Raw genomic sequence first — 15,132 nt, forward strand, 5'->3', positions numbered from 1 at the left:
TATTATTTTAAATAGTCGGTTAATTTATTGGGATTTTCTAACATTGCATTAAATAATAATTCGAGATTGAGTGGTGTTTCTTCGTCGTTATTATTTGGTAATATCAGGTTAAATCCCTGAATTGAAGGTGCGGCATATAGGGCGTCTTCTTTCAGTATGTTGTTGCTGCTCTCTACAAAACGTAACTTTTTGCAGATAGATGTAGCAGATGTGTTCATCAATATTTTGTTTTCGTCGAGTATGATTATCTGTTCCAGTAAGTTATCTACATCTTTAACCTGATGGGTTGAGATAAGTATGGTTTTATCGTCTGTCATTCCCGATGCAATAAATTTACGGAACTGGCTTTTCCCCGGAATATCGAGCCCGTTTGTCGGCTCGTCCATAACAAGCAGAGAGGTGTTGGTGGCTAAAGCAAAACTCATAAATATTTTTTTCTTTTGTCCCATCGATAAGGCCTGCAAATTTACATCGGGATCCATATCGAAGCATTCGAGGTTCTTCTTTAATTGCTCGTTGCTGAAGTTGGGATAAAATACAGAGTTTATCTTTACGTATTTTTTTAACGATATATCGGGAAGGATAAATTCTTCGGGAACGATGAACATTTCATTTAGAGATGAAGGTAAACGATGTTTTACGTTTTTTTTGTCATACTCTATTTTTCCCGACTTCGATGTTAACAATCCGGTCATAAGATAGAGGAGTGTAGACTTGCCGGCGCCATTTTTGCCTAACAGCCCGTATACTTTTCCTTTGTCGATAGTAAGGTCGAAATTTTCAAATACTTGTTTCTTTTTGTATTTGAAGCTGATTTTTTCAAGTGTTGCCATAGTGATATTATATATGTTGTATAGTGTAATAGTGTATTAGTATACGGCAAATGCATTTATTATTTTTTACTAAACAATACCTTTTCCGAAAAAATGTGATAATATTTAGTATATCCGGTTTATTTTTCCCGATACCGATTTAATATTATTGCCCGTAACAGCTTGTAATTAAAAACAGTTATATTTGTATTCTGTCCTGTATAAATGCTTAAGATTGTTTGAATATGTTAGTGAAAATATATCCTGAAAACCCCAGCCAAAAAGAGATTGATCGCATAGTTAAGATTCTGCGCGATGGTGGTTTGGTTATTTATCCTACCGATACGGTTTATGCTATGGGTTGCGATGCATTAAATGTGCGTGCCGTGGAGCAGATATGTAAACTGAAAGGCATTAATCCGCAACGCAGCAATTTGTCTATTATCTGTTACGATCTGAGTGATGTAAGCGAATATGCCAGAATGGATAATAATATATTCAAACTGATGAAAAGAAATCTTCCGGGTCCGTTTACTTTTATTCTGAATACAACAAGCGTGTTGCCGAAGATATATAAAAACCGAAAGACGGTAGGTGTACGTATCCCCGATAATAATATTATTCGTGAGCTTGTCCGCAACTTGGGAAACCCCATTATGACTACTTCGATAAAAGATGACGATGAGGTGTTGGAATACACAACCGACCCAGAATTAATTTATGAAAAATACAACCATCAGATTGATGCGATGATTGATGGAGGATATGGAGACATAAGCCCTTCTACTATTGTGAACTGTACAGAGGCTGAACCCGAAATAATACGACAAGGTAAAGGGGAACTTATTTTGTAGTAACAGATTAAAGATTTATTTTTGTAAACATATAATCAAATAGACAATATTATGCATATTAAATATATAAATATGAAACTTAACAGACAACTTTACATTCTAACTGTAACCTTATTTGCTTTTTTGTTTGTGTCGTGTTCCAATAATGACGATGATTTTGATCCAGTTCATGATTATGTAAATAACTGGATATACGAAATTATGGATGCATGGTATTATTGGGATGATAAAATGCCTGCAAATCCGGATACAACGAAAGATCCCGAAAGCTTTTTTAAATCGTTACTATATACATATAATAAACAAACCAATCCTGAGGGCGACCGTTTTTCGTGGATACAGAAAAACTATGTCGATTTGTTGAATGCATTGAATGGGGTAACGCCTACCGATGTTGGTTTTGAGTATCTTGCCGCTTACCGAAAAAACTCGAATGCGATAGATTATTGGGTGTGTTACGTAAAACCAAATACCGATGCGTATGCTAAAGGCCTGCGAAGAGGAGATAAGATATCTACTGTAGACGGGGTAGCGATTACCAAAGACAATTACGCATCGTTGCTGAGGGCAGGAAAGTCGGAGTATGAGCTGAAAGTGTTAAATCCGGCAACGGATGAAACGAGAACTATAATCGTTACTGTAGAGCAAAATTATGCCGAGAATCCTGTATATTACTCAAACACATATGATGTTGACGGTAAAAAAATAGGTTATCTTATGTATAACTTTTTTGCTGTAGATAAAGGAGATAACCGAGGTGCTTATGATATAGCCTTGAATAATGTTCTGACAGAGTTTTATAATGATAATATTACAGACTTAGTTCTGGATTTACGTTATAATACAGGTGGAATTATTACCAGTACTGTACGATTGGCCAGTGCGCTTGTACCTGACCGTAGTACGGAGAAGAAATTCAATATAAAAAAGTATAATCCAACCGTAACAGCCTATTATCAGGAGAAAGAGGGTGATAAATTCTTTTATGACAGTTTTGTAGATAATTTTACAATTTCGAATACAACTTACAATATTCCCCGCTTAGGAGACAAAATAGGCAAACTGTATATTCTGACATCTGCTAACACAGCTTCGGCAAGTGAGTTAATTATAAACGGATTAAGGCCTTATATGGATGTGTTTTTGATTGGAGACGTAACTTATGGTAAAAATGTAGGTTCTATAACGTTTTATGAAGAAAACAAATCTTACAATAAATGGGGCTTACAGCCTATAGTTGTCAGAACATACAATGCAAATAATGAATCGGATTATAATACCGGATTCGAACCAGATGTAGCTATAGACGAGATTTTGAATGCTCTGGATAACGATGATATGTTGTACCCTATAGGTGATAAAGATAACGAGATTATGCTGAAAATGGCTATCGATATAATAACCGGTAACAATGCCTATACAACAACAGTGAAAAGCAGTCGTTTAGATTCTTCACTGAAAAAGGGCTCGTCGCTCGAACAGAAGCCGGGTGCATTCCAGATGGTATTTGAGACTCCCGAGTTGCAATTGAATAAGTAAAACAGAAAAGAAAACCAATAACAACCAATGAAAGTAATGAAATTTGGAGGAACATCGTTAGGTTCCTCTACCAATATTTTAAATGTAAAGAAGATAGTCGATGCCGAAAAAGGCTCGGTAGTGTTGGTTATTTCAGCTTTCGGAGGAATAACGGACAAGCTGCTCAAAACATCGGAGATGGCAGCATCGGGCGATGCCGCATACGAAGGCTTGTTCGACCTTGTTGTAGATTATCATTATAATATTATATCCGACTTGCCTTTTGAGAGTAGTGTAAGAACCGAACTAACTCAGAAAGTCGGGACGTTGTTAGAAGAACTTCAGAATATATTTAAAGGAGTTTATCTAATAAACGATCTTTCGGCACGCACATCGGATAAAATAGTAAGTTACGGAGAACGTTTATCTACGCTGATATTAAATTATGTGTTCTCCGATTTCAGGTTGTTAGATGCTACACAACTGATAAAAACAGATACGAATTTCGGAAAACATATCCCCGATTTGGAGCTGTCGGGCAGTCTGATAAAGAATGCCTATGCTACTTCGGGAGGCAAAGTGTTGGTGTCGGGTTTTATCTCAAGTTGTAAAACTAAAGGGGAAATAACCAACCTCGGACGTGGAGGATCGGATTATACTGCCGCCATATTTGCTTCGGCACTCGATGCCGACGAGCTCGAAATATGGACGGATGTGGATGGCTTTATGTCGGCCGATCCTAAAGTTATTAATGGCGCGTATGTTATAGATAACCTTACATTTACCGAAGCAACCGAACTTTGTAATTTTGGTGCTAAAATAATTTATCCGCCTACAATATTCCCCGTTTATCATAAGAATATCCCGATAAGGATTAAAAATACATTTAACCCTACGGCTTCGGGCACATATATATCGCACGATGGAGGCAGTAGAAAAGGAAAATCGCTGATAAAAGGTATATCCTCTATTCCTGATACCTGCCTTATCACCGTACAAGGCTTGGGAATGGTAGGGATAATAGGCGTTAATTACCGAATATTCAGCGCATTGGCAAATAACGGCATAAGTGTTTTCCTTGTGTCGCAGGCTTCTTCCGAAAACAGTACTTCGATAGGTGTCCGTTCCGAAGATGCCGATTTGGCGGTAAAAGTTCTTGAAGACGAGTTTGCCCGCGAAATAACATTGGGTAGCATAAACAGGGTATTGCTCGAACGCGATCTGGCAACAGTATCTATTGTTGGAGAGAATATGAAATACACTCCCGGAATTGCAGGGAAATTGTTCGATACGCTCGGGCGTGGAGGCATTAGTGTTGTGGCATGTGCTCAGGGTGCATCGGAAGTAAACATTTCTTTTGTTATAAAGAATCAGTCTCTGCGGAAGGCGCTGAACTCCATTCACGATTCATTTTTCCTTTCCAACTATAAAGTGCTTAACCTGTTTATTGTAGGCATTGGGGTTGTTGGGGGCAATTTAATAGATCAGATAAAGCAGCAACAACCAAAATTGATGGAACAGTTTGCCTTGAAACTGAATGTAGTGGGCATAGCAAGTAGTCGAAAAGCATTGTTCCAAAGAGAAGGAATAGATTTGAATAACTACAGGCAAATGCTCGATAAAGATGGCATTGACAGTTCTCCAAGTATATTGCAAGATCAGATTTTGGACATGAATATCTTTAATGCTGTATTTGTCGATTGCACAGCAAATGAGCAAGTTGCAGGATTGTACGAAGGGCTTATGTCGAAAAGTATTTCGGTGGTTACTGCAAATAAAATAGCAGCCTCTTCGGATTATGACAATTACACAAAACTGAAAAATATATCGCGCGATCGTAATGTGAAGTTCTTGTTCGAAACCAATGTGGGTGCAGGGCTTCCAATCATCAATACAATGAATTCGCTGATAAATTCAGGCGATAAAATTATAAAGCTCGAAGCTGTGCTTTCGGGGACGCTTAATTATATATTTAATACAATAAGCAAGGATATTCCGTTCAGTAAAGCTATACTGATGGCTAAGGAGGCTGGTTTTGCCGAGCCCGATCCAAGAATAGACCTGAGTGGTATGGATGTTGTTCGCAAATTGGTAATACTTACACGCGAGGCAGGGCATGAGGTAGAGCAAAAAGATGTTACGAAAAACTTGTTTGTTCCTCAAAAGTACTTCGATGGAACATTGGATGTTTTTTGGTCTACTATTGGCGAATTGGATGCCGATTTCGAGGCTCGCAGACAAAAGCTTGAGAGCGAGAAAAAGCGCCTGCGTTTTGTTGCAAAATACGAGAACGGAAAATGCGAGGTTGGCTTGCAGGAAGTAGAGTTTACGCATCCTTTCTACGATTTGGAAGGCAGTAACAATATAGTGCAAATAACGACCGAGCGGTACAATATGCCAATGAGTATTAAAGGATACGGCGCCGGAGCAAGTGTGACGGCTGCAGGTGTATTTGCCGATATAATAAGCATAGCGAATATCCGCTAAAAAACAGACTACTTATTTTATTAACTTGTTCAACAAATTATAAATGAAATATATAATAATACTAGGCGATGGCATGGCCGATGAGCCTATCGAAGCATTAGGAGGTAAAACGCCTCTACAAGTTGCTAAAAAGCCCTATATCGATATGTTAGCAGCAAAAGGCAAAAACGGTTTGCTTGATACTATTCCAGAGGGGTTTAAACCGGGTAGCGAAATTGCAAACCTTTCGGTTTTAGGGTACGATGTACCTAAAGTATTCGAGGGGCGTGGTTCGCTCGAAGCGGCAAGCATAGGCGTAGATATTGAACCGGGAGAAATGGCTATGCGCTGCAATATTATCTGTATTGAAGATGGTAAGATAAAAAACCATTCGGCAGGACATATATCTACAGAAGAAGCAACCGAATTAATAACATTTCTGGATAAGGAACTGAACGATGGGGAAGTGAGCCTGTATCCGGGCGTATCGTATCGTCATTTGTTAAAACTGAAAGGTGGAAATAAAAACCTCGATTGTACTGCTCCACACGATGTAATGGGTACACCGTTCAAAGATGTGATGATTAAGGCTACAACAGAAGATGCGGAAGAAACAGCCGCTTATCTGAATAATCTGATAATAAAATCGCAGGAGCTTTTAAAAAATCATCCCGTAAACCTGAAACGTATAGCAGAAGGGAAAGATCCTGCAAATAGTATCTGGCCTTGGTCGCCGGGCTATCGTCCGCAAATGGAAACTTTACAACAGCTATATGGTATAAAGAGCGGTTCGGTAATTTCGGCCGTCGATCTTATAATGGGTATAGGTGTTTATGCGGGGTTAAAGCTCATTCATGTAGAGGGTGCGACAGGCTTATACGATACCAATTACGAAGGAAAGGCTCAGGCTGCAATCGACGCATTAAAGAACGATGATTTTGTTTATTTGCATATCGAGGCCAGCGATGAAGCCGGTCACGAAGGCGATTACGAACTTAAAACTAAAACAATAGAGTATCTCGATCAGCGGGTTGTTAAAACCATATACGAGGCTACAAAAGATTGGGACGAGCCTGTTGCTATTGCCATATTACCCGATCATCCTACTCCGTGCGCCATAAAAACACATACCAATAAACCTGTTCCGTTTATTATATACAGGCCCGATGCCGAAGGCGATTCTGTGCAGATGTACGATGAATTTGAATCGGCAAAAGGAGCTTACGGAATGCTGAAAGGTCCTGAGTTTATGGAAACTTTTTTAAAGAAACAATAATATCCTAAAATAATGAAATACTACAGTACTAATAAACAAGCACCCGAAGCAAGCCTTCAGGAAGCAGTAGTGAAAGGGTTGGCTCCTGATAAGGGACTTTATATGCCCGAAAAGATAAAGCAATTACCTCAGTCGTTCTTTGATAATATTGAGGACATGAGCTTTCAGGAAATAGCTTATGTTGTAGCCGATGCGTTTTTTGGTGAAGATATAGAAGCCGATACGCTGAAAAAAATAGTATACGATACACTGAATTTTGACGTGCCATTAGTACATGTCGATAAAAATATTTACAGTTTGGAGCTTTTTCATGGCCCTACGCTTGCTTTTAAAGATGTAGGAGCCCGTTTTATGGCTCGTTTGTTAGGCTACTTCATTAAAAAACAGGGGCAAAAGGATGTAAAGGTTCTTGTTGCTACTTCGGGCGATACAGGCAGTGCCGTTGCTAACGGATTTTTAGGTGTAGAGGGTATACATGTTTATGTTCTATATCCGAAGGGAAAAGTCAGCGCTATACAAGAATGCCAGTTTACAACCTTGGGACAAAACATTACATCGCTCGAAATAGATGGGACATTCGACGATTGTCAGGCTTTGGTTAAATCTGCATTTATGGATGATGATTTAAACAAGGCACTGAATTTAACATCGGCAAACTCAATTAATGTAGCTCGTTTTTTGCCACAGGCATTCTATTATTTTTATGCTTATGCGCAATTGAAAAAGCAGGGTAAAGCTAATAAAGTAGTTGTTTGTGTACCTAGCGGAAACTTTGGTAATCTTACAGCCGGATTAATTGCCAAACGTATGGGATTGCCTATCGAGCACTTTATTGCTGCAAATAATGCGAACGACGTGTTTTTTGAATACCTCGAAACCGGAGAATACAACCCTCGTCCATCTGTTCAAACATTGGCTAATGCCATGGATGTTGGCGATCCTAGTAACTTTGCGCGTATACTCGATTTATATAATCATTCGCATGAAGCTATAACAAACGAGATAGAAGGCTATACCTATCGGGATGAAGCTATCCAAAACATTGTTAAATACACATACGACCGTACCGGATATATTCTCGATCCTCATGGGGCTTGCGGGTATGCGGCATTGGAAGATGGTTTGAGAACCGATGAAACAGGAGTGTTTTTGGAAACAGCGCATCCAACAAAGTTTCTTGATACGGTTGAATCTATTCTCTCCCGAAAAGTAGAAATACCGGCTAAGCTACAAGCTTTTATGAAAGGTGAGAAAAAAAGTATTGAGCTTCCTGTTGATTTTTCGGCATTTAAAAACTTTTTATTAAAGGAGGCTAATTAAACTTTTTGCCTTTTTATTTGTCTTAAGTTTTATACAAAACTAATAACATATGAAAAAGAGACTACAACAATTTGCAATTATTGCTTTAACCTTGACAGGTTTTTTATCATTAAACTCATGTGGAGATGATATAACTGAGCTGCACGAGCATTATTACGAAGATCCGAGTACCTATTGGGATATTGTATTCCTAACCGTTGGAGATTCCAGTTCGGGCGAGAAGTACAAGTGGAAATGGAATTCTGATATACATAAATATTATTGTGTGATACCGGTGTCCGAAATTTCAGAAAAAGCGTATGACTATGGTGCAATCTTAGCTTATACTTTTTACGGTAAGTATGATGAAGATGAAACACAACATCAATTGAGGCATTATGCAAATAATGGAGCAATAATAGATTATGATATTTCGTATGATATGGAACAAACTATCTGTTTCTATTATTATTGGGACGATTACATGAATACCACGCCTCCCCCTACTTTCAACTTTAAGGTAGTATTGCTAAGCCCGGGCAAATTGAATTAAAAAAAACAGACAAGAATTTGTCTTGTCATTTTATTATATGAATAAAGGCTTCCTGTTACGGAAGCCTTTATTGTTAATCTACATAATGCCTTTTTCTCTTAGCTTTAACTGCCATTTCCAGGCCGAAAGCATTGTATCTTCAATATTTTCTTTAGCTGTCCATCCCAGCACTTTGTTTGCTTTGGTTGGTTCAGCCCATATTTTTTCGATGTCGCCTTCACGACGTCCAACAATCTTGTAGTTTAGTTTTACGTCAGCAACTTTTTCGAACACCCTTATCAGTTCAAGAACCGAAACTCCGTTTCCTGTGCCAAGGTTAAATAGTTCTACTTTATCTTCGCTTTTATTGCCTAACATTCTGTCGATAGCAATTACGTGAGCTTTAGCCAAGTCTACAACATTAATAAAATCGCGTATGCACGAACCGTCAGGCGTATTGTAATCGTCTCCAAATACACTCAATTCTTTACGTACACCTATGGCTGTTTGAGTAATATATGGAACAAGGTTTTGAGGTACACCATTTGGCAATTCTCCGATTTCGGTGCTGGGGTGTGCCCCTATAGGATTAAAATAACGTAGAATTATGCTTTTGATGGTAGCCCCCGAACGGATATAATCCTGAATGATTTCTTCGTTTATTTGTTTTGTGTTTCCGTACGGAGAAGCAGCAGGTTTAATAGGAGCTGTTTCGTCAATTGGATTCACATCGGGTTCGCCATATACAGTGCATGACGAAGAGAAAACAATGCCTTTTACGTCGTATTTTGGCATTAGTTCCAACAGGTTTATTAGCGAAACTATGTTGTTGCGGTAATATAGTAGAGGTTTTTCAACCGACTCACCTACAGCTTTGCTTGCTGCAAAGTGGATAATACCTTGTATTCCTTTGTGTTTTTCAAACAATTTTTTTAATCCTTCCAGATCGTTACAGTCAAGTTGTTCGAAAACGGGACGAATTCCTGTGATTTTTTCAATACCGTCAATCGAATCGGCAGTCGAGTTCGACAAGTCATCAATTATTACAACTTCATACCCTGCGTTCTGTAGTTCAACAGCTGTATGCGAACCGATATATCCGGTGCCGCCCGTTACTAAAATTTTACCTTTCATACATTTATTCTTTTATCTGGTTATCCTACCATAGTTAAAGCACAAAGATAGTTAAAGATGATAATAAAAACTTGCATTGATTTGTCAAAATTTCACTATATTGTATTATTGCAAGTATAGTATGAATTTGTTTTTTTACCTTTGCTTTAAATTTAAGAAATGGTCAGGATTAAGATATTCTTTGTTTTAACAGCAGTTCTTTTTATCTTCGTATCTTGCTTGGGCGACAAAATAGAGAGTGATGCAATAAAAGCAGTTGAGTTAACTAATGCCTCGCTGCAATATACGGAGGAGAAAAATCTGGAATCGGCAGAGAGGGCATATTTAGAGTTTCGGAGAATTATCGAAAAATACGAAAAGGCTGGTCAAGGAGAAGAATTTTATAATATTTACAATAACTATTTATTAAATCCTGAAGGTTAATTAATATATTCTACTGGAATTTATGGAAGAGATAGTAAACAACAATGCAGAAGAAAAGAAAAAGAGCCTGAATTTTATTGAGGTTATAGTTGAAGAAGATTTAAAAGAAGGTGTTGTTGACAAAATACAGACGCGTTTTCCACCCGAACCCAATGGGTACTTACACATTGGGCATGCTAAGGCTATTTGCATGGATTTTGGGTTGGCAAAAAAATATGGAGGTATCTGTAACTTAAGATTTGATGATACCAATCCGGTAAAAGAGGATGTAGAATATGTCGATTCTATAATGGAAGATATTCAATGGTTGGGTTTCGACTGGAAAAATGTATTTTATGCATCAGACTATTTTCCTCAGCTTTGGGATTTTGCTATCCGGTTGATAGAGGAAGGAAAAGCTTATGTTGACGAACAGTCGGCCGAGGTTATAGCCCAACAAAAAGGAACTCCTACTCAGGCCGGAATAAATAGCCCTTACAGAGACAGGCCTGTTGCTGAAAATCTTGATCTTTTCAGAAAAATGAACGAAGGCGTTTTCGAAGAAGGCAGTATGGTGTTACGTGCTAAAATAGATATGGCTTCGTCTAATATGCATTTTCGCGACCCTATTATATACCGTATTATAAAACATCCGCATCACCGCACAGGTAATACATGGAATGTTTACCCTATGTACGATTTTGCGCATGGACAGTGCGACTATTTCGAAGGAGTAACACACTCTCTCTGTACTTTAGAGTTTGTTGTGCATCGTCCGTTGTACGATTGGTTTATAGATCAACTGAAAACCGGGGATTATCGTCCACATCAATACGAATTTAACCGTTTGAATCTGAATTATACGGTTATGAGTAAACGCAAGCTTCTGCAATTGGTAAAAGAAGGGCTTGTCAGAGGTTGGGACGACCCTCGTATGCCAACCGTATCGGGATTGCGACGCAGAGGATATACGCCCGAATCGGTAAGAAATTTTATAGATAAAATAGGGTATACTAAATTTGACGGTATAGTAGATGTTGCTTTGTTAGAGCACTCTGTCAGAGAAGATTTAAATACCCGGGCTACCCGTGTTTCGGCGGTGCTCGATCCTGTAAAGCTTGTTATAACTAATTATCCCGAAGGTAAAACGGAGGAACTCGAAGCTCAGAATAATCCGGAAGATGTATCTGCCGGAAATCATATGGTGCAGTTCTCCCGTGAATTATATATCGAGCAGGATGATTTTATGGAAGATGCTCCTAAAAAATATTTTCGTTTGACCCCCGGACAAGAAGTACGCTTAAAACATGCTTACATAATAAAATGTACAGGATGTAAGCGCGACCAAGAAGGTAAAGTAGTGGAAGTGTATGCCGAATACGATCCTACCACCCGTAGTGGCATGGAAAATAGCGGACGCAAAGTGAAAGGTACAATACATTGGGTGTCGTGTGCTGATGCTATTGACGCCGAAGTGCGTGTATACGATAGGTTGTTTATGGTTGAAGATACGTCGGAAGATAAAGATCGTGATTTCAGGGAAATGATGAACCCCGATTCGTTGAAAGTGCTGAAAGGATGTAAGATAGAACCTTTTTTGAAAACAGCGAAACCTTTCGATAATTTTCAGTTTCAACGTTTAGGCTATTTCAATGTCGACCCCGATTCTACTAAAGATAATTTGGTGTTTAATCGTACAGTCCCATTGAAGGATTCGTGGAGTAAAATAAAGAATAAATAAACATATTGTTTTTTGTCTTTTATGAGAGAAAAAGATATTTCTGATTTACTGAAAAAATATAAGCAGATGCTTGAATCGGGCAGAAGTATCTATTTTGATGCCGAAGAATTTGAAGAACTGTCTGATTATTATGATATGCTTGATGAGGGTCAGACGGCTAAAAAAATTATAGAGATAGGATTAAATATTCATCCTACGAGTGAGATTCTGCGTCTGAAAAAGGCTAAGTTTATGCTTTACGAAAGAAAGTATGAACAGGCGCTTGAATATCTTCAAACAAACTTTAATGGATATAGCCTTGAGCTATACCTGCTTAAGGTCGAAAGCTTTTTACAACTAGGCTTATATGACGATGCACAAAGGTTAACCCGTGATATATTAGAGACTGAAGAAACAGATAGGGGCGATGCTTATGCCGAATTAGGTTTTTTATATACCGAGGCTGATTATTTTGATGATGCTGTTTTCCTTTTCGAAAAAAGTATAAAGTATAAGCCGGATAATATAGAGGCATTAACCGAGCTTGCTTATGTTTATGAAATGCAAGACGACTTTGATTCGGCTATCAGAATAAATAATAAAATACTGGATGTTGATCCTTACAGCTACGAAACATGGATTAACATAGGAAAACTATATACAATAAAAGAAGCATACGAGAACGCTATAGATGCTTTCGATTTTGCGCTGACTATCAATGACAGCGATATAAATACACTGAAACTGAAAGCGCACAGCTTGTTTTTGAACGAAAATATAGATGAGGCGATAGAATTGTTTAAGGCGTGTATAGAATTGTTTCCGGACGATGCTTCGCTATATTATTCGTTGTCGGAATGTTATATGGTTGTTGAGCAATATGATAAAATGTTGCAGAGCCTTGATAAGTATCAGGAAATTGAAGGCGAATCGATCGAAATACTTGCCAAAAAGGCTTTTGCATTTATGCAGGGAGGCGATTTGCGCACTTCGGCTGAACTGATAGAGAAAGGGCTGGAATCAGAACCCGACTCGGAAGATATGAACGCCATAGCCGGAGAACTGTATTTTCAGCAAGGCGAATATGAAAAATCCGAAATGTATTTTTTGAAGGCATATCGTACCAGTATCGAAAATAGTACAATACTCGATCGTCTGTCAATTATCAGTATACAAAAAGGAGAATATGAAAAAGCCATTGAGTATTTGGAGGAACTGCTGACTGTAGATGTTCAGCCGGTAACAAAAGTGCGTTTGGCCCTATTATATTTCGAAATTGGCGACCAAAACAGGTTTAACCAATACCTCGATTATTTCAGTAATGACGATCTAAAAAAACTATTTACTGTTTTCTTTCCTGACGATCAGTTCGATACCGATAATATAGCACGCGAATCATTGGTCAAGCGTTTGATCGACGCTCGTGAATGCAGGCAACTATTCAAGAATATTAATTTATAAGATTCATTTATAGAAGATCTACGCTTTTTTCCAGTTCTAACCCTCTTGAACCTTTAATCAGTATGTAGCTGTTCTCCAATACGTTTTTTTTCAAATAGTCTTTAAAATCGTCCAATGTTTTATAAACAGAGACATTACTGTTTTCCGAAATTTTTACTTTATTAAAATTTTCGCCGATAAGAAATGCTTTATTAAAGTTTTTTGTTACAATAAAGTCTGCAATTCTTTGGTGTTCTTCTATACTTTCGCTCCCTAATTCGCGCATGTCTCCTAAAATGAGGACTTTATTATTTACATTCATTTCGGCAAAGTTGCTTAACGAAGCTATCATGCTTGTGGGGTTTGCATTGTATGCATCTATTATTAAATAGTTTTTATCCGTTTTGGTAAGTTGCGAACGGTTATTCGTAGGTTCATACTCTTCAATGGCTTTGCATACTAATTCCGATTTTACACCAAAATACTTACCTATGGTAACAGCAGCTAATGCATTAGATAAGTTGTAACCTCCTATCAAATGCGTTTTTACTATATGTGGATTTTTAGAAAATCGCCACTCGAAAGTTAAGTATGGATCGTTGGCAACAGTACGCCCCGATACAAAAAGATTTTCGTCAGTTCCGTACGAAATGGTGGTTATGCCTTCCGCTATATGATTCAGAAATTCGTTATTATTGTCTATGAATATTTTACCGTCTTTTCGGCTGCGTATAAATTCGTACAGTTCCCCTTTGGTTTTTTGAATATTTTCGAATGACCCGAATCCTTCGAGGTGAGCCTTTCCTATGTTGGTTATTAAACCATAATCGGGCTCGGCTATGTTACACAAAAACATGATTTCGCCAAGATGACTGGCTCCCATTTCTATAACTGCTATTTCGTGCTCTTTCTTTAATTGCAACAGTGTTAAAGGAACCCCTATGTGGTTGTTTAGGTTTCCTTGTGTATAAAGTACATTATATTCTTTTTTCAATACCGATGCAAGCAGCTCCTTGGTTGTTGTTTTGCCATTTGTGCCGGTTATGCCTATAATAGGTGTCTTCAATTTTCGCCTGTGATAATTAGCTAAATCCTGTAGCGTTTTTAAAACATCGTCAACTAATAATATATTGTTTGGCTCGTCGGCATATTCGGCTTCATCAACAATTGCATATTTGCAGCCTAGTTCTATTGCTTTTGCTGCATATTTATTACCATTGAAATTCGCCCCTTTCAGAGCAAAAAAAATAGAATCGTTTGTGTTACTACGTGTATCGGTAGTTACAATAGGGTGTTTTTTATAAATTTCGTACAACTGAGCTACATCCATGGTTGTTATTTTAACAAAATAAAGTTTAGATATAAACGTGCGTTATATTTTTTTTGTTCATCCGGCATAGAATTCCATACTATAAATGTGGTATGTAAAATACCACATTTAAACGATTTATTTACTGATAAAATCGAGATGTTTTTGCCTTTGTAAAATAACGAAATAAAATTGTGAAAAGATTAAGATAAAATGGAAAAGATTACTAAAAACAAACGAGCCTGATTACGAATACACCTTTGTTAGAGTTAACAAACTATAATAAAGAATAGTGTAGAAGCTTGAGTAATTACAAAGCTTGAGTATTTTAGCCCTACATCAAAGGACTAAAAATTGTATTACCTCTTGT

General features: G+C 37.8%; 12 protein-coding genes. 9 read left to right on the forward strand and 3 right to left on the reverse strand.

Annotated features, from left to right (window positions below; translation table 11 throughout):
- Window positions 1-2 precede the first annotated feature (2 nt).
- A complete protein-coding gene (locus tag D0T53_RS05045; RefSeq protein ID WP_163265720.1) occupies window positions 3-833 on the reverse strand; it encodes an ATP-binding cassette domain-containing protein in 831 nt (276 codons plus the stop codon).
- A 224-nt stretch (window positions 834-1,057) separates the two neighbouring features.
- Between D0T53_RS05045 and D0T53_RS05050 the strand changes: the two genes are divergently transcribed.
- The 6 genes from D0T53_RS05050 to D0T53_RS05075 all read left to right on the forward strand — a co-directional run bounded on the left by D0T53_RS05050 (window position 1,058) and on the right by D0T53_RS05075 (window position 8,778).
- Window positions 1,058-1,666: an L-threonylcarbamoyladenylate synthase gene (locus D0T53_RS05050; protein ID WP_163265722.1), complete on the forward strand. Its 609-nt coding sequence runs from the start codon at window positions 1,058-1,060 to the stop codon at window positions 1,664-1,666.
- Between the two features lie 72 nt (window positions 1,667-1,738).
- A complete protein-coding gene (locus D0T53_RS05055; RefSeq protein WP_163265724.1) occupies window positions 1,739-3,205 on the forward strand; it encodes a S41 family peptidase in 1,467 nt (488 codons plus the stop codon).
- Between the two features lie 27 nt (window positions 3,206-3,232).
- Entirely contained in the window at window positions 3,233-5,671 is a 2,439-nt protein-coding gene (gene thrA / locus D0T53_RS05060) for a bifunctional aspartate kinase/homoserine dehydrogenase I (protein ID WP_163265726.1), read from the forward strand.
- A gap of 43 nt (window positions 5,672-5,714) precedes the next feature.
- Window positions 5,715-6,926, forward strand: coding sequence for a cofactor-independent phosphoglycerate mutase (locus D0T53_RS05065; protein WP_163265728.1), 1,212 nt, complete (start codon window positions 5,715-5,717; stop codon window positions 6,924-6,926).
- 12 nt (window positions 6,927-6,938) lie between these two features.
- Entirely contained in the window at window positions 6,939-8,246 is a 1,308-nt protein-coding gene (thrC, locus tag D0T53_RS05070; protein WP_163265730.1) for a threonine synthase, read from the forward strand.
- 49 nt (window positions 8,247-8,295) lie between these two features.
- Window positions 8,296-8,778 (forward strand): hypothetical protein, encoded by a 483-nt coding sequence (locus D0T53_RS05075; protein ID WP_163265732.1) that lies wholly within the window; start codon window positions 8,296-8,298, stop codon window positions 8,776-8,778.
- Window positions 8,779-8,856: 78 nt separating this feature from the next.
- Here the strand turns inward: D0T53_RS05075 and galE are convergent, their stop codons facing one another.
- Window positions 8,857-9,891, reverse strand: coding sequence for a UDP-glucose 4-epimerase GalE (galE, locus tag D0T53_RS05080; RefSeq protein WP_163265734.1), 1,035 nt, complete (start codon window positions 9,889-9,891; stop codon window positions 8,857-8,859).
- Window positions 9,892-10,050: 159 nt separating this feature from the next.
- On the opposite strand from galE, the gene D0T53_RS05085 reads away from it, so the two are divergent.
- The 3 genes from D0T53_RS05085 to D0T53_RS05095 are packed head-to-tail and all read left to right on the forward strand — an operon-like array spanning window position 10,051 to window position 13,474.
- Complete coding sequence (locus D0T53_RS05085; RefSeq protein ID WP_163265736.1) at window positions 10,051-10,314, forward strand: hypothetical protein; 264 nt, start codon at window positions 10,051-10,053, stop codon at window positions 10,312-10,314.
- Between the two features lie 22 nt (window positions 10,315-10,336).
- Complete coding sequence (locus D0T53_RS05090) at window positions 10,337-12,034, forward strand: glutamine--tRNA ligase/YqeY domain fusion protein (protein WP_163265738.1); 1,698 nt, start codon at window positions 10,337-10,339, stop codon at window positions 12,032-12,034.
- A gap of 21 nt (window positions 12,035-12,055) precedes the next feature.
- Window positions 12,056-13,474, forward strand: a complete 1,419-nt coding sequence (locus tag D0T53_RS05095) for a tetratricopeptide repeat protein (protein WP_163265740.1) — start codon at window positions 12,056-12,058, stop codon at window positions 13,472-13,474.
- A 7-nt stretch (window positions 13,475-13,481) separates the two neighbouring features.
- On the opposite strand, the gene murF is transcribed toward D0T53_RS05095, so the two are convergent.
- Window positions 13,482-14,783, reverse strand: a complete 1,302-nt coding sequence (murF, locus tag D0T53_RS05100; RefSeq protein WP_163265742.1) for a UDP-N-acetylmuramoyl-tripeptide--D-alanyl-D-alanine ligase — start codon at window positions 14,781-14,783, stop codon at window positions 13,482-13,484.
- Window positions 14,784-15,132: the final 349 nt, after the last annotated feature.

The sequence above is a fragment of the Dysgonomonas sp. 216 genome (assembly GCF_010501065.1).
GTDB lineage: Bacteria > Bacteroidota > Bacteroidia > Bacteroidales > Dysgonomonadaceae > QVMM01.

What these genes read in the sequence shown, in the direction of transcription:
- D0T53_RS05045 (WP_163265720.1), bottom strand. Translation starts at nt 833, where the DNA reads ATGGCAACACTTGAAAAAATCAGCTTCAAATACAAAAAGAAACAAGTA.
- D0T53_RS05050 (WP_163265722.1), top strand. Translation starts at nt 1,058, where the DNA reads ATGTTAGTGAAAATATATCCTGAAAACCCCAGCCAAAAAGAGATTGAT.
- D0T53_RS05055 (WP_163265724.1), top strand. Translation starts at nt 1,739, where the DNA reads ATGAAACTTAACAGACAACTTTACATTCTAACTGTAACCTTATTTGCT.
- thrA (WP_163265726.1), top strand. Translation starts at nt 3,233, where the DNA reads ATGAAAGTAATGAAATTTGGAGGAACATCGTTAGGTTCCTCTACCAAT.
- D0T53_RS05065 (WP_163265728.1), top strand. Translation starts at nt 5,715, where the DNA reads ATGAAATATATAATAATACTAGGCGATGGCATGGCCGATGAGCCTATC.
- thrC (WP_163265730.1), top strand. Translation starts at nt 6,939, where the DNA reads ATGAAATACTACAGTACTAATAAACAAGCACCCGAAGCAAGCCTTCAG.
- D0T53_RS05075 (WP_163265732.1), top strand. Translation starts at nt 8,296, where the DNA reads ATGAAAAAGAGACTACAACAATTTGCAATTATTGCTTTAACCTTGACA.
- galE (WP_163265734.1), bottom strand. Translation starts at nt 9,891, where the DNA reads ATGAAAGGTAAAATTTTAGTAACGGGCGGCACCGGATATATCGGTTCG.
- D0T53_RS05085 (WP_163265736.1), top strand. Translation starts at nt 10,051, where the DNA reads ATGGTCAGGATTAAGATATTCTTTGTTTTAACAGCAGTTCTTTTTATC.
- D0T53_RS05090 (WP_163265738.1), top strand. Translation starts at nt 10,337, where the DNA reads ATGGAAGAGATAGTAAACAACAATGCAGAAGAAAAGAAAAAGAGCCTG.
- D0T53_RS05095 (WP_163265740.1), top strand. Translation starts at nt 12,056, where the DNA reads ATGAGAGAAAAAGATATTTCTGATTTACTGAAAAAATATAAGCAGATG.
- murF (WP_163265742.1), bottom strand. Translation starts at nt 14,783, where the DNA reads ATGGATGTAGCTCAGTTGTACGAAATTTATAAAAAACACCCTATTGTA.